Raw genomic sequence first — 20,247 nt, forward strand, 5'->3', positions numbered from 1 at the left:
GTAACATTGTCATCTGAGCCAATATGAGGGGGCAGTTTTCCATGGCGCGCGGCACAATTACGATAACACGCACGATTGTGGTCATACGATTTCTCGAAGTGAGCACGACAGATGTCGGATGCATGCGTGCCTATTCCATCCTTCCTATCTGGCACATAGAAGCGCGCCACGGACTTTCTCCAATTTTGATTTACGGAATCACGACTACGGATGGATGAGATCTGCTGCCCTCTCTCCGATCATAATAGACGTTGCGTTGGTATTCCCAGCGATATGACGAGGAAAGATGGAGGCGTCCGCAACCCACAAATTCTCAGTACCTCTCACTCTGAGAGAAGGCGTGAGAACCGCACGATCGTCTGTTCCCATGCGGCAAGTTCCGACGGGATGAAAGAAGGGGACAGTCGCTTTCCGAATATACGCTTCATCTGCCTGCCGCCCGGCCCCTGGTACGGGTGCGTCCCTGAACTTGACGACATGAGAGCCGAACGGAGGCATAGAGCAGATCTTCCGGACCCAATCCAATCCACGCATAACTCCCTCAAAATCATCAGGATGTTCAAGCAAGCGCGGAAAGATGGCGATTGGAGCGAGAGGATCGTTCGATGTCAGTTCGAGATGACCCGTGCTCTTCGGATAATTGACGTTCACGAGGATGGTCACCAGGTTAGCTCTCGGGGTTTTCAGCCTTCCATTCTCCTTGGTGAGGCCGAACGGGAAGAGGTGAAATTGCAGATCCGGCTCAGCAAGCTCAGGAGACGATCTGAGAAAGGCGAGGACTTGCGCCGTCGGCACGCTCATGAACCCCGACCGTTTGAAGACCCACTCCGCCAAGGCGAGTGCTCCCCTTACCGGATGCGACAGTGCATTCGCGGTCTCTACATCGAGTTCGGCAAGGACATACAGACCCGGGTGCTCCATCAAATTCCGTCCAACCTCAGGACTTTCCACACGGGGAATAATGCCATGTTTTGTGAGATGACGGGGATCACCGACACCGGAAAGCATCAACAAGTGCGGGGAATTGATGGAGCCGGCCGAAAGAATGACACCCTTTCTTGCGACGAAATCGACATCTTGTCCGCGATGCGTGGCGGCAACGCCCCTCGCGCGCGTCTTGTCAAACAGAATGTGGCGAACGATCGTCTCGTCCAAGAACGTCAGATCACTGGCTGATAGCTTTGGCCGTATGAAGGCCTCGAAGGCCGAAAGCCGACGCCCGGCGCGCGTCGATCCTTGGTTCCAGGCAACTCCCTCGTGCGAGGCACCGTTCAAATCCTCATTGAAGGGAATGCCAGCGGCTTGAAAGCTATCGATAAACTTTTGTGAAATGGGGTGACGCCAACGTAAAGCTGAGACCCGTTGAGGTCCGAGCCCTCCGCGAAATTGATTGTCTCTGTCCTCATCCGCCGTCTCCATTTTTCGGAAGTACGGCAACACGTCCTTCCATCCCCATCCTCTGTTGCCCAGCGCCTCCCAAGCGTCATAGTCCCGCGCGGCCCCGCGGATGAAGATCATCCCATTTATGGCAGATGAACCTCCCGGCACCTTGCCACGAGGCCAGTCCTCGACCACGCCGCCCCTGCTCGGATCTGGCTTCGTCTTGTAAGCCCAGTCGTACCGTCTATTCCCGATCGTATAAACGAGGGCACCCGGAACATGAGACAGATTGAGACGCTCCTTCTTCCCGGCTTCCAGCAACAGGACCGATTGTTTTCGCTCAACCAATCGCGCCGCCAGAGGACATCCCGCACTTCCGGATCCTACGACAATGTAGTCAAACTCCATGCTGTTCACTCTCCGAATAGGAGCGCCATTGGATGGCCGCGCAATCCTGCAAAGTCATTGATGGTGCGGGTCTATTTCTGTCAGATGGCAAGCAGCCAATTCATCGCGTCCGCGTGCCGCGAGCGGCGGATCATCAATGGCGCACTTATCGAGCGCGAACGGGCAGCGTGGTCTAAAACTGCAGCCTGCTGGGATGTGGATTGGGTTGGGCGGCTCACCTTCCAGGAGGTAGGTCTCAGCCTTGAAAGGACGTTCCTCAACCGCCGGTACCGCGCTCAAGAGCGCACGGGTATAGGGGTGTCTCGGCTCGATGAAGGTGGTCCGATTGTCAGCCAGTTCCACCAAGCGCCCCAGATAAATCACGGCGATGCGATTGCAGGCTCGCCGCACCATCCCAAGATCGTGTGAGATGTAGATGTAGGTAATTCCGCGTTGGTCCTGAAGCCGCTGAAAAAGGGCGAGCAGCTTGCGCTGCTCGACCTGGTCGAGCGCCGATAGCGTCTCATCAAGAATGAGCAACTCGGGATCGAGAACGAGGGCCCGGGCGATACTCACACGTTGACGCTGCCCGGCGCTCAATCCGACCGGAAGTTTGCCGAACAGGTCGAGAGACAGTCCGACTTCCTGCATGGTCGCCGCAACCCGATCGCGGATCTCGGAACGCGACAACCCTCCATGGACGTAGAGAGGTTCGGCGATGGTTCGCCCGATCGAAAGATGAGGCGGAATGGAGCTAAACGGATCTTGCAGGAGAAGCTGGAATTTCCTTCGGAGCGCCAATAGGCGCTTGGCCTTCATAGACGCGATATCTTCGCCCATGAACAAGATCTGCCCTGAATCCGGGACCTCCAGGCGGCTCAGGAGACGCGAAAGCGTTGACTTCCCGCACCTCGATTCGCCGACGATCGCCAAATTGTCACCTCGTCGAACGTCGAACGAAGCGTCCCGCACCGCGTGCACGAACTGGTTTGCAAACAGCTTGTTTCTATCCCTCGCGGGATAAATCCGGCTGACGTTTCGCACCGACAGAATGACATCATTTGCGGCAGGTGACACCTCATCTGCAACGGCTTCAGTCGAGCTCTGCCATATGCGGGGGATGTCCGCTATCAACTGCTTTGTATAGGCATGTTGCGGAGCCGCGAGCAATTTCTGAACGCTTTGCGTCTCGACGACGCGGCCGCCTGCGAGAACAAGAACCCGGTGCGCGATTTCGTTGATGACCCCGAAAGAAGATGAAACGAACAGAATCGCCGTCTTGAAATCCCGCTGCAACTCGCGCAGGAGCCGAAGGATTTGAGCAGCGACGGTAACGTCAAGAGGTTGCGTAATGTTGTCGGCGACCAGAAGGTCCGGGTTCGTCACGAGCGCATCCACGATCAGGGCGCGTTGCATCATTCCGCCGCTGAACTGGAACGGAAACTCCTCAAATCGCTGTTTCGCGCCGGGCATCTTTACGGCATCGAGCAGGCGTATGACACGTCCCTCTGCCTCGCCGTTGGAGATATCAGGCTCGATGGATTTGAGTTTTTCGACGATTTGCCGGCCAACCGGAAGGGTTGGATCGAGAGCACTGGCGGGATCGGAGCCTATGTAGGCAATCTTGCGCCCACGGAGCGCCTGCATTTTTGCCCGGGGTAGTCTCAGAAGATCGTTGCCGCGATAACTGATAGCGCCCGATTCGATTTCGAGTGGGCTGGTGACCCACCTGACAAGCGCCCGCGACAGCACCGTCTTTCCCGAGCCGCTCTCGCCGATGATGCCGAGCACTTCGTTTTCACCGACACTCAGATTGACGTCGGTGAGCACGGCGCGCGTTCCGCGCGGCCCGAGATCAAGGGTGACGGTCAGATTGCGGACATCAAGAATGTTGACCGGCGATATCATTCGAATCCTAGCAAGATCTTGTTGCGAGATCGCTCGAGAGCTCCTCCCATGATGTTGATGCAACAGAGTGTGATCGCGAGCAGGAGGCCTGGCACCGTGGTGATCCACCAGGCATTCAAAATGTACTTCGTGCCGTCAGCGATGATGGTGCCGAATGTCGGGGTGGGCGGCTGAATGCCGATCCCGATAAAGCCCAGCACAGCCTCGAAAATCATCATGCGGGCAATGTCCAGGATTGCGACAAAGGCGATCGGAGGCAAGATGTTGGGCGCGATATGAACGAGCAGGACCCGCGCGTCTGAGGCGCCGAGAATCTTTATCGCTCGAACATATTCTTTGCGGCGCTCGGACAGGGTCACACTGCGCGCTACGCGAGAATACGCCGGCCAGCCGGCAAGAATCAGAACAAGGATGATGGCCAGCGGAGTGGGACGTGAAACGCCGAGAACTGTGATCGCCAGAATGATCGCGGGAATCGACATCTGCGCGTCTGTGATCCGCATCAAGAGCAAGCCGGCCCATCCGCCGAAATAGCCTGAGATCATGCCAATGGCTGAGCCAAGGATGAACATTCCCGCAACGCTCGTGATGCCGATCAGCAGGGCATTCCGAAGACCGATGAGGGAGCGGGTAAACAGATCACGGCCGAGTTGATCGGTGCCAAACAGATAAGGCCAGCTCGAGTGATCCAGCAGTGCCGGTGACAGGAATTTCTTGCTGACATTGAATTGGGTCGGCGACAGATTGAGAATGTAGGGTCCCAGGACAGAAAGGATGATCAGCAGGCAAAACAGGGCAAATCCAATCCTGAACTCAGTTGTTCGCCATGCCTGCACGAAGATGCTGGCCGCGATGCCGCGACCTCGTGTTGCCGCAGGGCTGTCGGTCCTGGCCGAAAGTTCCGTCGATGCTAGTATTGGAGCCTCCTGTCGATCGCCATCGCTGCAAAGTCGACGAGAATATTGAGCATCACCAAGGTCGCACAGGCGAGGATCGCGATGGCCTGGATAACTGGGAAATCCCGTTGGAAGACCGCGTTGATCATCAAAAGGCCAACGCCGGGATAGTTGAAGACGTATTCGACGACGAACAGACCACCAAGCAAAACCCCAATGGCCTGTATCCCGAGTACATTGAGGACGGGGATGCTCGAATTGCGCAGCACGTGCGCGACAATCATTCGGCTGCGCGAGAGACCGCGAATCTCACCCTGCGACACGTATGGCTCGACAAGATTTCCGCTCACCGAGACCGAGACGGACCGAATGAGGGTCGGAGCAAGTTCGATCGCGAGAACAATGGCGGGCAAGATTGCGTAGCTCGGCCCCTGATAGCCGATCGCCGGCAGCCATCCGGCCTTGGCGGAGACGAGAAAGATGAGAACGAGGGCCAGCCATACATTGGGAAGTGAGACCAGGACGGAAGCCAAATGCAGTGCAAGCCGATCCGGCCATCGTCCTGATCTCAAGCCCGCGGCTATGCCGATCGGGAGCGCGATTGCCAAGGCAAACAGGAATGCAAGGCCAGCAAGGAGCAGGCTGAAGGGTAGACTGGTTGTGATGAGGCCCAAAACGGATGCACGGTTGGCGGCATCGAAAGTCGAGCCGCCTCGCGAGCCGCCAGTGCTGCCGCCTTGTGCGCTTCTGACGAAAGAGCTCCCGAAATCCCCCGTCAGGATTTGCGCGACATAGCGGCCGAATTGAACCGGGATTGGATCCCTCAGGCCCATATCTTTGGCGGTCTGCTCTGCGACAGATACTGACGCCATTGGCCCCAGCATCATACGCACAGGGTCGCCGGGAACGACGCGCAGCAGCGTAAAGATGAGCATCGTCACGAGGACGACCAATACCAACCCTTGTGCAAGGCGCCGAGCGAAAAAGTCGAGCGCAAACAGCATGTCGGCTCCTGGCCTCCCAAAGACTTTTGCTGCGGCCCCTTTAGCTCAGGTCCGCCTTGCTCAGGTCAATCGGCCCGTTGGGGAAATAGTATGCCCCCGTCAGATTCCTGGCTGCGGCATGGAAGGTCACGGCGGAAAAGAGCGACAAGCTCGGAACCTTGTTTGCGAGAGTGGGAAACGTCTCATTCTTGAAAATGCTGCGGCGCTCTTCCGGGTTTGTAGCGGCGCGTTCCTTGTCTAGCGCCGCGTCAATTTCCCGGTCGTTGATCCCAGTGATCAGCGCGGCGCTTGAATGCCAGTTCGGTCGAAGCACGAGATCCGGCTCCGGCGATCCGGTCATCCAGCCGACGTCGCACATGTGGCCCTGGCCCTGGCCGTCAGCGCGGCGATAGATCGCCTGCTCCCACGCGGCCGGTTCAAGAACAGTCAGGCGAACATCAAGCCCCTGTTCTGCGAGCATCGCTGTGATCAGCTCGCCATACTCTTTCGTCTTCGGATAGAACCCGATCGAGGTGATATATTCGAGTTGCGGCAGCCCCCTTCCCTTGGGAAACCCTGCCTCGGCGAGAAGCTTCTGGCAGGCATCCGGATCGAACTTGGGATAATCAGGAATGTCCGTGAAGCCGAACTTGGTCGGCGAAATATAGCAGTTAGACGGTGTGGCCGCCTCGCCCATCAGCGACAGGATTTGATCGCGGTCGATGGCGTGGCAAACTGCGCGGCGAATGCGTGCGTCGTTGAAGGGAGGCTTGTTGCACCGGAAGTGCAAATATTTGTTTTCGGTCGTCAGCGCCCTGTGGGTGGTGACTTTCGGGTTGCTTGACAACGAGGCGTATTGCTCGGGCTCCAGCCGTTCGGCAATGTGATATTCGCCGTTCAACAGGCCCAGCGCGCGCGTGTTGGCGTCCGGAACGTAGGCATAGACGATCCGATCGATCTTGGGACGTCCGCCGTAGAATTCATCATTCGCTTCGAGGCTGTTCCTGTCTCCCTGCGTGCCCGCATATTTGAAGGCGTTCGTGCCGTTCGGGCGCTTTTGGAGGAGCGCGGGATCGGCAATATCCTTTGCCGACAGGATTGGAAGGAAGCTCGAAATGAACCAGAAGGCAGACGCGGGGTAGCCGTGTTTTTCGGTCTTCAACCGGACCGTCAGTTTGTCGACGACCTCGACATCAACGCGGCCCGGATAGAGGGCGGATGCCGGGCGCGCCGGATTGGAGGCATACTCCATGGTCGCCTTAACATCTTCAGCACCGAACTCCTTGCCATCGTGGAATTTGACGCCGTCCCGAAGCTTGAACTCCAGGGTGTGCGCATCAATCAGCTTCCAACTGGTGGCGAGGTCCGGGGTCAGCTCTTCAGACTTACCCTCCCGCATTTCGCAGCGTGTCAGATGATTGAATACGAACTTTTCTAACTTCAACTGCCCCAGGGTCGTGTGAGAGGTCGGATCCCAATTGCCGGTGACCGCGCCCATCGACGCCAGCACGAGGGTTTTACTTTGCGCCGCCTTCGCTGGGAGCGGTTTGAGACCCGCTCCGCTAGCCACGGCAACTGCTCCGGCTCCTGCAAGCAACTCTCTCCGTGTTACCATTTCGGGTCCCCTCTTCTTGGGTTAGACGCGCAAACAGCGCGCTTGATGAGCGCTCTCTTCACATAAATTGGTCCAGGACCGCGCTTTCCAGCGCGATGCTGATCTGCTTCATCTCGCCCGCGAGCTGATCAGGCAGGCCTGCGCGAACCTTCGTGCCTTCACGAAGAGCGCAATTGCGCGCAGCAGCGCGGCTAGGTGATGGTCCGCCGACGACGCTGTTGAGACGAATGTAACTATGGCCCATGTCACAACGCCTCCGTCCTTCAGGCAACGCGGTAGCGGTTGATCACACCTGGATCAGGGTCGAGGCCAAGCCCCGGCCCCGTCGGCACGGCAACCTTTCCATTGACCGGAAGCGTAGCACCGCCGTAGATCTCGGCCTCGAAGTCGCAATAGAGCCGCTCGAGCATCGGGACTGATCGCTGCGCCGCATTGAGGTGTATGGTCGCGACCTGGCCGGGGCCGAAGATTGCACAATGCGGCACGAATTCGATTGATTCAGCCTGACAAAGCGATGCGATCTTCACGAGCTCGGAAATACCGCCAGCTTTCGCGACATCAGGCTGCGCAATGTCGATGGCCCCTGCGGCGATCATCGCAACAAAATCATGCAGGCTGCCGGCATTTTCGCCGGCGGCGATGTGGTGCCGCCCGGTTGAACGAATGCGGGCCAGCCCAGCATAGTTCTCTGGTGGCCAGACCGGCTCCTCCAGCCAGTACAGATTGAGAGGCTCGAGAAGCCGATCGTATTTGAGCGCCTCCGCCACCGGCCATGGGCAATTGGTATCCAGCATGACGGCGGCCTGCGCCCCTGCGGCTTCGACGGCGGCGTGGATTTCGTCCTCGGTGATCTCGTGCAACTTGATGTAACGATATCCGCGCTCAATTGCCTGCCGGGTGGCCCTGACGACATCGGCGCAATTGCCGTAGCGCATCAGACTGGCATAGACCTCGACTTCGCTGGCGAATGCACCGCCTAGCAATGCGGTGAGCGGCAGTCCGGAGATCTTGCCGAGGATGTCCCACAGGGCGATGTCGACCGCCGAGACGCCATAGATGATAGGGCCCACGCGGCCAAAATTCTGGAGCCGGAATTCCACATCATACTTGATCTTGCCGATTTCCAGGGCGCTCCTGCCGATCACGAGCGGTAACACGCGCGTCTCGATCATCGCCTTCAGCGACTTGTCCTCGCACCGCGAGAAGGCTTCGCCCCACCCCACGATGCCCTGTTCGGTTTCCAGTCTCACCAACAGCGTGTCGAACTGCAGTTTCGGCGCTCCGCCGAAGCTCCAAGGCGGCACTCCGCCGGATTCGAACGGAATCGATACCAGGATCGCATCCGCCTTTACGATCTTGTGAGAGGCGGCTGACGACGAAAGGCGCTGCAGACCGGCGAAGCTAACGCCCTTGGTTTCGGAAATGCGCAAGCAAGGCCCCGCTCAACTGCCGATTGTCGACAATTAACAAACAGCACGATTTCTCTGGTGTCAATGGCGAATGTTCGCCAATATCTGCCGGGACCTCAGAACGAACATTCCGCGCAAAACGCGGTTGGAGGAAAAATGGCTGCTAAGATCATCTCGGGATTGGTCGAGAAGCGGAGTTTGGACCGTGCGGCTGCCGATGTTATCCGGCAGGCGATCACCAGTGGCGCCTTGACGCCAGGAAAGCGACTGACAGAGACCGAACTGTCCACGGAGCTCAACCTGTCGCGCAGCACGATACGAGCGGCGCTGCAGCGGCTGATGAGCGAGGGCCTGGTGAAGCAGAAGCCTTACTTGGGCTGGGAGGTCGCGAGCTTGTCATCCAATGATGCATGGGAGCTCTACACACTTCGATCCAGCCTGGAGAGCCTTGCCGCGCAGCTCGCTGCCGCCAACCCGAATCGGAGGCAACCGATCGAGGCGGCTTTCGAGGATCTGAAGGCGGCCGCGAAAAGCCGCAACCAGAAGCGGATTACTGATAGTGATCTTGCGCTTCACAAGGCGATCGTCGTCCTTTCCGGGCACAAGCGCCTCGCCGATCACTACGGGTTGGTCGAACAACAGGTTCGGATGTACATGGCTTCTTCGAACGCAATCCTCGAACGGCCCGAGATGGTCATCTCAAACCACCAGAAAATGATCAGCGCGCTGCTCAGGGGCGATGCAGCCGCCTCCGAACGTTACGCCCGCGAGCACAACAAGACCTCAGGCCAGCTTCTCATTCGGCACATACAGGAAAAAGAGACGAAACAGACCAACAAAGCGACTTCGCGCAAGCTCTAGGGAGGTAAGGCATGCGCAGTCAGCGACCGCAAAATTCGCGCAGCCGGCTGGGCCGGATCATTCGTGACATTCGCGGCAGGATCGAGGAGCAGCCGTGTTGGAGGATCGGCAAATACAGCGACAACCCGTTGCCTTCCAGGTTGCAGATGCCTTGCGTTCAGAATCGAGGTCCCCTCCCGTTGATATCGGTTACCAACCCAGTCCCCATGCCGAACGTTGCCGGAATGATCTGCCAGGCGATAAACGGGCCTTGCTGATCGGCCTAAGATCTGCCGAGCGTACGATTGAAAGCCGCGGATCGTCCTCAGCCACCTGCGCACTGTGCTCTTGATTGTCCTCTGAACAACGGACGCAAAAGCGGAAGAGAGAGAGAGGGAGAGGGAGAGAGAGAGAGAGAGAGAGAGAGAGAGAGAGAGAGAGAGAGAACGGAATTTATCAGACGGCGAGTAGCCTGTAGTTGTCTTTTTCTCTCAAGCACCTAAGGATTGAAACAACCTCGGTGCTGGAATACGTATGCCGGCCGAAGTCGGAGGAGCTGACGCAACACAATTTATGGAGGGGCAAGAAAACACTTGGCCCCAAAACTCACCATAGGGCTTTGAGCGTGGCTGTGGAATTTCGAGATCTACGCTGGGCGATCGCTGCGTCCCAGCATCGAAGCATCCGTCAAGCGGCAGAGACGCTTAGAATCAAGCAGTCGACGCTCAGTCGCTGTCTTCGAAATCTCGAACACACGTTGGGCAGCAAACTATTCGAGCGTACCAACGGAGGTACGCGACCAACGATGGAAGGTCGAGAATTCCTCGAGGATGCCCGGCGCATCGTAGGCGAAGCCGAAGCAATGGCCGCTCGCCTCAAGACCCGCTCGCGTCGCGAGAGTGGTCGGTTGACCATCGGGATCCACACCTCCCTGTCAGCCGGCAATCTCCGAGCCACCCTCCTCGAGCACCGGCACCGCTTTCCCGATGCCGATAGACAGTTTGTCGACGGCGCGAGCGAGCATCTCATTTCGGACCTCGCCAGCTCAGCCATCGATGTCGCTGTCGTGGCAGATCCCAATCCGAATTGGAGCGGCAAGTCATTGGTGCTCTGGAGCGAACGTGTTATTGCAGCCCTCCCTGCGAAACATCCTCTGGCAAGTCATGACGTAGTTCACTGGGGCGAACTGCGGCGCGAACCGCTTTTGATGTCACAGCGTGGCCCCGGACCGGAACTCCTCAAGCTTCTCATCAGCAAATTAGGATCTTCCGATCCTTGCAAGCTGCTTCGCCATGATGTGGGGCTCGACCGGCTTCTTTGCATGGTGGGCATGGACTTCGGTATTCTCCTCGCCCTGGAAAGTGCGACTGGCGCGACTTATCCCGGTGTCATCTTCCGGGAGGTGCATGATGCAGAGGGGCCGACGCGGCTAAGCTTCCGCGTCTATTGGCGGCAGTCCAACGGCAATCCATTAGTACGTCCGTTTCTCGACTTGATTCGCGAACGCTATCCAGATCTTTCCGCCGACCCGGGCGGGAGTTGAGCAGCACTTCGCCGGGCCTTCGCAAAGGAGCGGTCGGTCGCCATGAAACGCTCGGTCATCGGCGCGATCAATTTAGGCTCGGCCGGCGTCGTAGCACCTCAGCTGCGCGTCAGAATCTCGGCGTAGCTTTTGAGATCCCTGAAGACCGCCGCGGGCAGCTCGATCGTGGGTTTAACCGGTTTGTCATCTTCAAGCGGTCCTCCAAGCTTGAGCTTCGTCACTGTCTTCCTCCCTTGTACGGCGCGTCGTGGTATTGGCCGTATCCTTTGCAGCCACCCAGGGATGCTGGATCAGTAGTGTTCCGACCTCCAACTCATGGCTGACGGCGGTACTGTTAAAAAAAGCCAGGACGGCAACACCGGCAATCGGCGAAAGCAATGCCCTTGCACTCGCCATTCATCGTGGGTTCGCGCCGAAGCCGCCAACGATTATCCAAACCCATTAAGCGATTATGCCGCCATCGGCGATGGTTCCGTCGCTGACCGGCACGATGTCCAGATGGTCGTCCTTGCGCCGGCTCAGGGCGGCGTCGCTCCTGCTCGCTCCATCCGTCGCATTGGGCTGCGGCGTTGCCATCGGATCGGACCGACGGCAGCGCGCGCAAGCCGCTGCCTCCCGCGCGTTCAGGCCGGCGCACGCTGGCTTCCCCCCGCAGGGTCGCTGCGGTAGCGGCTGGCCGAGGTCTGGTAGTACTGCGCGCGGATGGCCGCCATGGCCTCGATCAACGGTCCCCACGGCGCCGGAAAGCGTTCTTCCGCCATCACCCGGTGCAGCATGCGCGTATGAGGCGCTCGATCACCAGCTCTGTCACTTCCGGCTGGCGTTCTCCAGCTTCGAGCACGCCCATGTCGTGCTCGGCGGCGAAAGCTTCGTCGCTCTGGTCGAGGGCTTGCAGAACGCCCTGTGGGCGCTCGGCGGCGTGCCGCGAGGGCATCGCAGCGATAGCCTGTCAATGTCGTTCCGGAATCCGGCAGCCGACGCGCGGGAGGATCTGACACAGCGCTACGCCGCGCCGCATCAGACATTGTCAGAACTCCGAAGGAACGCTTTCTAAGCTGGACAACAGCTGCCCGTCAGCTCGCCATCAGCTTGTCTGGGTATCCTCGCAGCAGGGCCTAAGCAGCCCGAATTGATGCGTAGAGACTAGCGCAGCACAGAAAGGTGAATCGTCGTGTATGATCGAATCAGTGGCTCATCCACATGCACTAGACAAGCTGACGAACCGAGTCAGTCGGTGGATAGCGGCAGCTTTACGGAAACACTTGCAGATCTCGCGCCTCAGTGGAGCTCACAACCGGGGGAGTTGCCTGACAAGATGGGGACCTGCTGCAGCAAGCCACATACCTCGGATGCAAACGTTCAAACTTCTAGCGCCTCCGACCCCAGTACATCCTCTCCAGAGAGTCCGGCCACCTCCTTGTTTGAATACAGAACGGCCGACCTGCGTGATGCGAATGTGGACGGGATCTGCGTTGGGCTGACTGCGGAGTGGTTCCGCAATCTTAACAACAGCCCATCAACCCGAATGAGTGCGCTCACACCCGGATCGCAAACGCATACCTCAGCGGCTGAACGGCAGCAGCAATATCAAAATCTCAAGGATCAGTTGCGGAGCAGGGGAGCAGGATCTTCTCAGGCCGACCTTCAGGCACAAAATACCATTTTGGAGGACGCAGGCTTGGAACCGGCTGGAGAAGAGAAGAGATTCGCATTCGGCAAGTCTTCGAACGTCAAGCGCATGGTGAACGAAATCAACGAAGATGGATCGAACCATTTGCTCAGCTTGTATTTCGCCGAAGGCGGCGCACACACAGTGGCGACGTCGGCCTCGAATGGAAGGACCACGGTTTTCGACCCTAACTATGGAGAATTTACTGTTCGATCAGATCCGGACCAGATGGCTTCATTGTTACAAAGCCTCGCCAATCGTTACAGGAATCCCAACGGGCAGCATTTGTCGACAATCACGACGCAAAGGATGCAGTGAGTTGGGCCTTCAGGCCGGTGGTGATTGACGCCTTCTGTGGGCGCGGATGCGTCGGCCGGACGGTCGCGGCGTCGGGGACCAAATCTGCGGCGGATAGCCGGCTGCGTGCCGGCTGGCGAGTGTGCCGGCATCGAAAGCGGGGGCGCCGGCCCCCCGCTATCCATGACGGCCGGCACAAATTGCAGTTCTGTTTCGGGTTGATATGCCTACCCGCGGGCCGGCTCGGGCGCCGACCACGTGGCCGGTCGACAGTCTGAAGGTATGGATGGCCAGCGAAGTGGCTGCTTCGGCTCATTATCGTCAACTGGATCACGCCGTAGGGGACGTCCTGTGTACCCTTAGAATCAGGCGATCGGCACGACGAACAGCGCGATCCCATCGCTCGCTCGCCCGCGTCTGCCAGGCAGAGGATTCCAGTCCGCGGCCAAATTGATGGTGTGTTTTCAACATTACGGAGCTTGTCGTTCTGCGCGCTGGCGTTTTGCTCCATGGAACAGAACGCGCTACTGATCAGATCGGATATTCACCAGTATCTCCCCGGAGACGATTTCGGGGTCCCCAAGATGGAGGTCATGCAGACTCGCTTGAACGATCTCCAAGACCTTTTTGTTCGCTGCATTGGCGCTTTCGCGACCCTCGAATATCATCACAGCGATACCGACGCCTTCACCTCCGTCGAGGACATAGTACGATTTGAATCCATGAGATTCCCTTAGGATCTGACCGATGCCGCTTTTCGCGCGGCGGGCGGCATCCGCAACCGAACGAATCTTGGTGTACTTGCGAATGACCATGTACATTGAATCACCACACATCTCATTTCTACCTTACGTATCAAAGCACACTGGACCGGCGCTAGACTAGGTCCTAGTTCCATGAATGAGCATGCGGCTGGGCAAAGCCGCGCGTGATGGATCCCAGAGGATCTCCTATGCCGGAAACGCGTTCTCGTTGGATTGTCCTACGCACAGATGGCGCGTACGATCGCACCGTGCGCGGCAGGCCTATCGCGATCATCTTGCTCGCGCTAAATGAATGAACGAGGAGCGCGAATCTTCTGCGCGCTAAAAGCACACGTTTCCACCAGGACCATCTTTGTACGCCTGCCGACGTTTGGATCGGTCCGATAGATAGAAGGGCGTGTCTCGAGTACAAGCAATGACAATTCGGCTATCCGGATTTTTCGTGTGGACTCGCGGGCGAGTTCACGTTTCTCCGAACTGACGTGCTTAGGCCGGCCGGTCCCGACGGACCGGGCGAGGAGCCCGGGTCGCCAGCGCCGGCCAAGCCGTCGTACCGCGCTTTCGGTGAGGACGTGATAGCGTCGCTTCCGTGGCTCATGGTTGCGAGTTCGGATCTTCGATGGCAATCTCGGAGGCGTAGGCATGGAAGTCCGTTATCTGATCCGCGGCTTCCAGCATTTTTCCCAACGTGGCAGCATCGCCGTAGATCGACAGCCGATCTTCGAAGGCTTGGTCGAGTGCTATTCCGCGCGCTAGCGCCTCGCTTTCGCCAGAGACCGGGTTTCTGCGTCCGAAGAAGGGGCGGAAACCTGCTCGACCTTGAATTCGATGCTGTCGTCTGACGGCGGCGTCTCGGCACGAAGTCGCGTCTCGACATGGCCGCGACGCGCTCGGACACCCGTCCTTGGATGGCTCTCAAAGCCGCTTCGATATGTTGGAGATCGACCCTGTCCTTGCCTCTCGGGCTCTGTTTCGTCAGGCGCAGTCCTTCGAGGTCGAGTACGTTGATCGGACCCCATTGCGTCGAGGTCCTCCGGACGTGCGGTTTGAGTTCATGGTAGGCCAGTCCGCATGCCGCCGGCAAAACGTCGACGACGAACTATCGATCACCCGGATCACGCCCGGGCCGCTCGGCGTACCGGCATCCCTCACCGTGAATTGGTCGTCGGCGATCTCGAAAGGCTCCTTCGCCGCGCCGTCCGGCAGTTCGCTCAAGGCCGCGGTCCAGCGTCGATTGTTTTCCGGGGTCGTGGGACGAGAATATCGACGTCACCGGTCTGGCGCGTCAGTGCGTTGAAGGAAAGCGCATAGCCGCAGATTAGCACGTTGGCAAAATAAGTCGGGTTGTCAACTTTGCCGTTGGTGCGGTAGCGGCGGATCGTGAAGTTGGCATCGAGGGCAAGGCCGGCCGCAGCAGCGCGCGTGCGTCCTTCGGGTCTCCCAGCAGCGCCAGCGCAGGGCATCTACGATCGGTCGCCATTGCGGTATTGGTAGCGCGGGCATGTGACGCTGCTCGGTGACGCCGCCCACCCGATGGTGCAGCATTTCGGGCAAGGTGCCGGGCAAGCCATCGAGGATTTGCTGCTGTTGCCGTGGTCGGCATATCTACACCGGCTTTTTCAACTTCCTATGAAGTTGGGGCTTGGGCTAAGCGCACCCGAAAACAAGGGGACATAATACGGCGTCAAAGAAAAACCCCGGCATTGGTGCCGGGGTTCTGTAATTCTCGTTTCGCGGCTGGATCAGAAGTCCATGCCTCCCATGCCGCCGCCCGGAGGCATGGCCGGGCCGGCTGCGGCCTTCTTCGGCAGCTCGGCGACCATCGCTTCCGTCGTGATCAGCAGCGCCGCCACGGAGGAGGCATTCTGGATAGCGGTGCGCACGACCTTGGTCGGGTCGATGATGCCCTTGGAGACGAGGTTGCCGTACTCGCCGGTCTGCGAGTCGAAGCCGTAGGCGTACTGATCCTTCTCGAGGATCTTGCCGACGATGACCGAACCGTCTTCGCCGGCGTTGATCGCGATCTGGCGGGCCGGCCAGGACAGTGCCTTGCGCACGATCTCGACGCCAGTCTTCTGGTCGTCGTTCTTGGTGCGCAGACCCTTGAGCTGTTCGGAGGCACGGAGAAGAGCGACGCCGCCGCCCGGGACGATGCCTTCCTCGACAGCCGCACGGGTCGCATGCATCGCGTCATCAACGCGATCCTTGCGCTCCTTCACCTCGACCTCGGTCGCGCCGCCGACGCGGATCACCGCCACGCCGCCCGCGAGCTTGGCGAGACGCTCCTGGAGCTTCTCACGGTCGTAGTCCGAGGTGGTCTCCTCGATCTGCGCCTTGATCTGGGCAACGCGAGCCTCGATGTCGGCCTTCTTGCCGGCGCCGTTGACGATCGTGGTGTTCTCCTTGTCGATCATCACCTTCTTGGCGCGACCGAGCATCTGCAGCGTGACGTTCTCGAGCTTGATGCCGAGGTCTTCCGAGATCGCCTGGCCGCCGGTCAGGATCGCGATGTCCTGCAGCATGGCCTTGCGGCGATCGCCGAAGCCCGGAGCCTTGACGGCCGCGACCTTCAGACCACCGCGGAGGCGATTCACGACCAGGGTCGCAAGCGCTTCGCCTTCGACGTCCTCGGCGACGATGACCAGCGGCTTGCCGGTCTGCACCACGGCCTCGAGCAGCGGCAGCAGCTCGTTCAGCGAGGAGAGCTTCTTCTCGTTGATCAGGATGTAGGCGTCGTCCATCTCAACGCGCATCTTGTCGGCGTTGGTGACGAAGTAGGGCGAGATGTAGCCGCGGTCGAACTGCATGCCCTCGACGACGTCGAGCTCGGTCTCGAGCGACCTGGCTTCCTCGACGGTGATGACACCCTCGTTGCCGACCTTCTTCATGGCGTCGGAGAGGAACTTGCCGATCTCGGCATCGCCGTTGGCGGAAATGGTGCCGACTTGGGCGATCTCCTCGTTCGAGGTGACCTTCTTCGAGTTCTTCTGGAGATCCGCGACGACGGCTTCGACCGCGAGGTCGATACCGCGCTTCAGGTCCATCGGGTTCATGCCGGCGGCGACCGACTTGGCGCCTTCGCGCACGATGGCAGCGGCGAGCACGGTCGCGGTGGTGGTGCCGTCGCCGGCCGCGTCAGCGGACTTGGAGGCGACTTCGCGGACCATCTGCGCGCCCATGTTCTCGAACTTGTCGTCGAGCTCGATCTCCTTGGCCACGGTGACGCCGTCCTTGGTGATGCGCGGCGCGCCGAACGACTTCTCGAGCACCACGTTGCGGCCCTTCGGGCCGAGCGTGACCTTCACGGCGTTAGCGAGGATATCGACACCGCGCAGCATGCGGTCGCGGGCGTCGACGCCGAATTTCACTTCTTTGGCTGACATATTGGTTTCCCTGAGTTGTCTTGGTCTCATCTCACCCTTGGCGAGACGCCCGGCAGGCGCTCCTCAGGGGTGAGCGGTGCGAGCGGTTGGTTAGGCGGCCTTCTTCTTCGAAGCGGGAGCTTCGAGCACGCCCATGATGTCGCTTTCCTTCATGATCAACAGGTCCTGGCCGTCGATCTTGACCTCGGTGCCCGACCACTTGCCGAACAGGACACGGTCGCCGACCTGGACGTCGATCGGGGTCAGTTTGCCGCTCTCGTCGCGGCCACCGGGGCCAACGGCGATGACTTCGCCCTGCGAGGGCTTTTCCTTGGCACTATCCGGAATGATGATGCCGCCAGCGGTCTTCTCTTCTGCGTCGATACGCTTGACCACGACGCGGTCGTGAAGCGGACGGAATTTCATGCAGCCCTCCTAAGCATTTGCACGAGTTAGAGATTTTGGAGTGCTAGCAATCGATGCCCGTGAGTGCTAGTCACGGGCCGAGCTGAGATAGGATAGGATTTTTGCGGGAGCAAGGGGCTCTGGCAGAAAAATAGGCGCTCAGGACGGTCGCCTGCCATCAGTCTCTATGGCTAACTGGAGACGTGCTCGGCTGAGGTTAGCTGGTATACCTGTCGCACGCCCAATCAAACCGGCAAGTCGCCAGCGCTCGCCCAAAACGTAGTGGCTACGGTCGGCTTACCAACGCGAATAGAGACCACGCCTTCCAGCCCGTCTTGCAGGCATGCTTGAACATATCCTGGCCGTCGATCTCGAAGCTTTCGCTGAATTGGATCGCCGTGCCAGAAATGATCTTACGCAGCAGCGTCTTGCGCTCGAACAACGTCACACTGCGCAGATCGCGACCGTTCAGGTATAGAAGGTCAAAAGCCACCATCACGATCTTCGTCGAGCGGCCTTTGAGTTCATTCTGAAGAACAGAGAAGTCGGTCGTGCCGTCGTCAGCCGGAAGGGCTCCGCTCTTGCCCCTCGATCGACCGCGCCGCCCGACGGCCAGTGGGTGTTTCGAACTCGTGATGGAAATAGTACTCGACCGCTTCCTTGCCGCGTCCTTCAAAGACCTTGCACCCCTGCGAAAGAACCATGCCCCGGTTGCAGATGCGGACGAACTCCATCTGGACTTATCCGTCTCGTCGATCCCATCACCCGGATCTCCCGTGAAGTGCCGACCGACAAAAAGATTTCAACGGCGATGGCATTTCGGATATCCGGATCTCTCGGCCGATCCAGGACCGAGGTGAACAGCATTTCGCCGTACCTTCGCAAAGGCGCGGCCGGTTGCCATGAAACGCTCGATCATCGTCGCGATGAATTTGGCAGGCTCAGCCGGCGTCGTCGTGGCTCCGCTACGCATCAAAATCCGCGTAGCTTTTGAGATCCATGAAGACCGCCGCCGGCAGCCCGATCGTGAGCTTGACGGGCCCTGTCGTCTTGAAGTGGTCGAAGCTTGAGATTCATCCCGGTGTTCCTCCCTTCACCTTTCAACAGGAGTGCGGTATTGCGCGAGTTTCTCACTGTCACGACTAGGCAGGAACGGCGAACGAAGACGTTGCGTCCAGCATTATCGGCTGACGGACCGACATAGCCGCGGTGTCGCATAGAATGGCGCCAGTGCTTGCTGTGATCGTCCCACAGTACCGGAAGGCTGAACCTCCGCCGCCGCCGACGCTGGCGCTCCTAATCGCTGAACCTAGCGCTGGCGGCCGAAGCACCCACCGGAAAGCGAACCAGACCCATGCGATGATCTGAAGGACAAGATTGGAGATAAAGGCTGTCTGGTAGGCGATCTCCGGATAATGCCCCGCCTGAGGCGTCCAATGTTCAAGGACGACGCCAGTGGCATATTGCAGGACAAACGCTCCACCGATATGGAGCACGTTCAGCGCAGCATTGGCCCGTCCGGCAAGTTCTTTCGGGAAATAACTAGCCAGGAGCACATAGCTAAGCACTGTAGCTGCGCCGACGGCGGCCACAGCGGCCCACAGGACGTATGATGACAACGGCCATCGCAGGATAATCGCGAGTTGCACGGCAATGAACAGAAGGCCGACGACCGCGAGGAGCGCCTCTGTTCCAATGCCATAGCGACGCAGCCGGTCAGCCAGAACGCCTAGCAGGAGCGCACCCAGGCTGAGCGCGACGGCCATGACAAACAAATGTTGCACCAAAGCAGCGCGATCAAGTCCCTCGACGTCAGTGAACCACTGCGCCGCCCAAAGTCCCTGCAGCGCCCAGGCGGTGCCGACGGAAGTCGCTGATAGCGGCGCCAGACGCCAGAAATGCGGATCGGTATAAATCTTCTTCAAGCTGGCCATGGCTGTTCCACGCAGGACCGGCGTTGCCGATGCACTCTCCGGCACCAAGAGATAGATCATCGCCGAACAGCCGGCCGTGACGACAGCGAACAATGCGAACAGCGTCCTCCACCCCACCCAAGCCAGCAACAGCTGCGCCGGCGAGGTCGCGGTTACCGCTCCCAATGCACCGAGCATGACCATCAGGCCGTTGAGAAACGGAAGACGGTCGTTCGGAAACCAGAGAACGAGGGCTTTCAATCCGGCGGTCAGGCTCGCGGCGACGCCGAGACCGAGTAGCGCCCGGCCTAGAAGCAGCATGAGCAAATTGTCTGACGTAGCAAACAATGCGGCGCCGACCGCAGCAGCAACCAGCAGCACACTCTGGATCAGCCGCGGACCATACCGATCCAGAAGGATGCCGACCGGTATCTGCGCCGCCGCGAAGGTGAGAAAATAGACCGATGTCAGCAAGCCAAGATCACCAGCGTCGAGCCCCAACTCCAATGTCAGGGGAGCGGCGACCAAGGCGTTGATTGTCCTGCGTAATCCAAACTGCAAGGCGGCATATCCGCCCATGCTCAATCCGACCAGGTGTGCGTGTTCGACGACGAGGCCACGCATGACGGCGGCGATATCGTTCACAGCAAGCTCCCAGCCATACAGAGTTGGATCGTCAGGAACGTCGCTGGGGGCATATCCGCGGGCATTGAAGGTGATGCAGCGATAAGCACGAGAAAAGTAGCGAACCTGGGTTTCCCATTCGCGGCTATCTGAGCCGAGCTCGTGCAGGAAAATGATCGGATGACCTTCCCCGGCTTCCTCAAAATAAAGATTCACACCCGCGGCATCGATATATGGCATCTGACTTCACCT

17 protein-coding genes and 3 pseudogenes are annotated in these 20,247 nt (G+C 59.1%); 4 read left to right on the forward strand and 16 right to left on the reverse strand.

Annotated elements, in window-relative coordinates:
- Positions 1 to 204 precede the first annotated feature (204 nt).
- The 6 genes from I6F37_RS32780 to I6F37_RS32805 form a co-directional block, all read right to left on the reverse strand.
- Positions 205 to 1,788: a GMC family oxidoreductase gene (locus tag I6F37_RS32780; RefSeq protein WP_081493967.1), complete on the reverse strand. Its 1,584-nt coding sequence runs from the start codon at positions 1,786 to 1,788 to the stop codon at positions 205 to 207.
- Between the two features lie 54 nt (positions 1,789 to 1,842).
- Positions 1,843 to 3,675 (reverse strand): ABC transporter ATP-binding protein, encoded by a 1,833-nt coding sequence (locus tag I6F37_RS32785; RefSeq protein ID WP_225153791.1) that lies wholly within the window; start codon positions 3,673 to 3,675, stop codon positions 1,843 to 1,845.
- On the reverse strand, positions 3,672 to 4,592 hold the full coding sequence (locus tag I6F37_RS32790; protein WP_036046011.1) for an ABC transporter permease: 921 nt from the start codon (positions 4,590 to 4,592) through the stop codon (positions 3,672 to 3,674). The genes I6F37_RS32785 and I6F37_RS32790 overlap by 4 nt, the downstream gene beginning before the upstream one ends.
- Positions 4,586 to 5,572: an ABC transporter permease gene (locus tag I6F37_RS32795; protein ID WP_050992061.1), complete on the reverse strand. Its 987-nt coding sequence runs from the start codon at positions 5,570 to 5,572 to the stop codon at positions 4,586 to 4,588. The genes I6F37_RS32790 and I6F37_RS32795 overlap by 7 nt, the downstream gene beginning before the upstream one ends.
- 43 nt (positions 5,573 to 5,615) lie before the next feature.
- Positions 5,616 to 7,124 carry an ABC transporter substrate-binding protein gene (locus I6F37_RS32800; protein WP_225153793.1) on the reverse strand — a complete coding sequence of 503 codons (1,509 nt, stop codon included), beginning with the start codon at positions 7,122 to 7,124 and terminating at the stop codon, positions 5,616 to 5,618.
- A 308-nt stretch (positions 7,125 to 7,432) separates the two neighbouring features.
- Positions 7,433 to 8,599: a mandelate racemase/muconate lactonizing enzyme family protein gene (locus tag I6F37_RS32805; protein WP_050992058.1), complete on the reverse strand. Its 1,167-nt coding sequence runs from the start codon at positions 8,597 to 8,599 to the stop codon at positions 7,433 to 7,435.
- A 135-nt stretch (positions 8,600 to 8,734) separates the two neighbouring features.
- Here I6F37_RS32805 and I6F37_RS32810 point away from each other — a divergent pair, with 135 nt between their 5' ends.
- Together I6F37_RS32810 and I6F37_RS32815 are read left to right on the forward strand one after the other, a co-directional pair.
- Positions 8,735 to 9,439, forward strand: a complete 705-nt coding sequence (locus I6F37_RS32810) for a GntR family transcriptional regulator (RefSeq protein WP_036046000.1) — start codon at positions 8,735 to 8,737, stop codon at positions 9,437 to 9,439.
- A gap of 610 nt (positions 9,440 to 10,049) precedes the next feature.
- Positions 10,050 to 10,961: a LysR family transcriptional regulator gene (locus tag I6F37_RS32815; RefSeq protein WP_225153923.1), complete on the forward strand. Its 912-nt coding sequence runs from the start codon at positions 10,050 to 10,052 to the stop codon at positions 10,959 to 10,961.
- On the opposite strand, the pseudogene I6F37_RS32820 reads toward I6F37_RS32815, so the two are convergent.
- The 3 genes and pseudogenes from I6F37_RS32820 to I6F37_RS32825 form a co-directional block, all read right to left on the reverse strand.
- Positions 10,925 to 11,182: pseudogene (locus I6F37_RS32820) on the reverse strand (DUF2274 domain-containing protein). The gene I6F37_RS32815 and the pseudogene I6F37_RS32820 overlap by 37 nt on opposite strands.
- A gap of 220 nt (positions 11,183 to 11,402) precedes the next feature.
- Positions 11,403 to 11,537, reverse strand: a complete 135-nt coding sequence (locus I6F37_RS45615) for a hypothetical protein (protein ID WP_276326027.1) — start codon at positions 11,535 to 11,537, stop codon at positions 11,403 to 11,405.
- Between the two features lie 47 nt (positions 11,538 to 11,584).
- Entirely contained in the window at positions 11,585 to 11,737 is a 153-nt protein-coding gene (locus I6F37_RS32825; RefSeq protein ID WP_162131277.1) for a hypothetical protein, read from the reverse strand.
- A 14-nt stretch (positions 11,738 to 11,751) separates the two neighbouring features.
- Between I6F37_RS32825 and I6F37_RS32830 the strand changes: the two are divergent.
- Both I6F37_RS32830 and I6F37_RS32835 read left to right on the forward strand, forming a co-directional pair.
- Positions 11,752 to 11,967 (forward strand): annotated as a pseudogene (locus I6F37_RS32830) (IS21 family transposase); the annotation flags it as partial.
- Positions 11,968 to 12,132: 165 nt separating this feature from the next.
- The gene (locus I6F37_RS32835) at positions 12,133 to 12,948 is read left to right on the forward strand and encodes a YopT-type cysteine protease domain-containing protein (protein ID WP_036045998.1); all 816 of its coding nucleotides are present in this window, start codon (positions 12,133 to 12,135) and stop codon (positions 12,946 to 12,948) included.
- A 503-nt stretch (positions 12,949 to 13,451) separates the two neighbouring features.
- Here I6F37_RS32835 and I6F37_RS32840 read toward each other — a convergent pair.
- The 7 genes and pseudogenes from I6F37_RS32840 to I6F37_RS32865 form a co-directional block, all read right to left on the reverse strand.
- The gene (locus I6F37_RS32840; RefSeq protein WP_036045996.1) at positions 13,452 to 13,748 is read right to left on the reverse strand and encodes a hypothetical protein; all 297 of its coding nucleotides are present in this window, start codon (positions 13,746 to 13,748) and stop codon (positions 13,452 to 13,454) included.
- A gap of 1,685 nt (positions 13,749 to 15,433) precedes the next feature.
- Positions 15,434 to 17,074 (reverse strand): chaperonin GroEL, encoded by a 1,641-nt coding sequence (groL, locus tag I6F37_RS32845; RefSeq protein ID WP_225153797.1) that lies wholly within the window; start codon positions 17,072 to 17,074, stop codon positions 15,434 to 15,436.
- A 90-nt stretch (positions 17,075 to 17,164) separates the two neighbouring features.
- Positions 17,165 to 17,479: a co-chaperone GroES gene (groES, locus tag I6F37_RS32850; protein WP_036046675.1), complete on the reverse strand. Its 315-nt coding sequence runs from the start codon at positions 17,477 to 17,479 to the stop codon at positions 17,165 to 17,167.
- Between the two features lie 307 nt (positions 17,480 to 17,786).
- A pseudogene (locus tag I6F37_RS32855) lies at positions 17,787 to 18,029 on the reverse strand (DNA ligase); the annotation flags it as partial.
- 231 nt (positions 18,030 to 18,260) lie between these two features.
- Positions 18,261 to 18,431: a DUF2274 domain-containing protein gene (locus tag I6F37_RS45785; RefSeq protein ID WP_306469165.1), complete on the reverse strand. Its 171-nt coding sequence runs from the start codon at positions 18,429 to 18,431 to the stop codon at positions 18,261 to 18,263.
- Positions 18,424 to 18,531 (reverse strand): DUF2274 domain-containing protein, encoded by a 108-nt coding sequence (locus I6F37_RS46000; protein ID WP_333921499.1) that lies wholly within the window; start codon positions 18,529 to 18,531, stop codon positions 18,424 to 18,426. The genes I6F37_RS45785 and I6F37_RS46000 overlap by 8 nt, the downstream gene beginning before the upstream one ends.
- A gap of 69 nt (positions 18,532 to 18,600) precedes the next feature.
- Complete coding sequence (locus tag I6F37_RS32865; protein WP_225153798.1) at positions 18,601 to 20,235, reverse strand: MFS transporter; 1,635 nt, start codon at positions 20,233 to 20,235, stop codon at positions 18,601 to 18,603.
- Positions 20,236 to 20,247: the final 12 nt, after the last annotated feature.

It is taken from the genome of Bradyrhizobium sp. NBAIM08 (assembly GCF_020193935.1).
Taxonomy (GTDB): Bacteria; Pseudomonadota; Alphaproteobacteria; order Rhizobiales; family Xanthobacteraceae; genus Bradyrhizobium; species Bradyrhizobium yuanmingense.

Coding starts and splice junctions, on each gene's coding strand:
- I6F37_RS32780 (WP_081493967.1), bottom strand. CDS start 1,788: ATGGAGTTTGACTACATTGTCGTAGGATCCGGAAGTGCGGGATGTCCT.
- I6F37_RS32785 (WP_225153791.1), bottom strand. CDS start 3,675: ATGATATCGCCGGTCAACATTCTTGATGTCCGCAATCTGACCGTCACC.
- I6F37_RS32810 (WP_036046000.1), top strand. CDS start 8,735: ATGGCTGCTAAGATCATCTCGGGATTGGTCGAGAAGCGGAGTTTGGAC.
- I6F37_RS45615 (WP_276326027.1), bottom strand. CDS start 11,537: ATGGCAACGCCGCAGCCCAATGCGACGGATGGAGCGAGCAGGAGCGAC.
- I6F37_RS32825 (WP_162131277.1), bottom strand. CDS start 11,737: ATGCTGCACCGGGTGATGGCGGAAGAACGCTTTCCGGCGCCGTGGGGA.
- I6F37_RS32840 (WP_036045996.1), bottom strand. CDS start 13,748: ATGTACATGGTCATTCGCAAGTACACCAAGATTCGTTCGGTTGCGGAT.
- groL (WP_225153797.1), bottom strand. CDS start 17,074: ATGTCAGCCAAAGAAGTGAAATTCGGCGTCGACGCCCGCGACCGCATG.
- groES (WP_036046675.1), bottom strand. CDS start 17,479: ATGAAATTCCGTCCGCTTCACGACCGCGTCGTGGTCAAGCGTATCGAC.
- I6F37_RS45785 (WP_306469165.1), bottom strand. CDS start 18,431: ATGCGTAGCGGAGCCACGACGACGCCGGCTGAGCCTGCCAAATTCATC.
- I6F37_RS32865 (WP_225153798.1), bottom strand. CDS start 20,235: ATGCCATATATCGATGCCGCGGGTGTGAATCTTTATTTTGAGGAAGCC.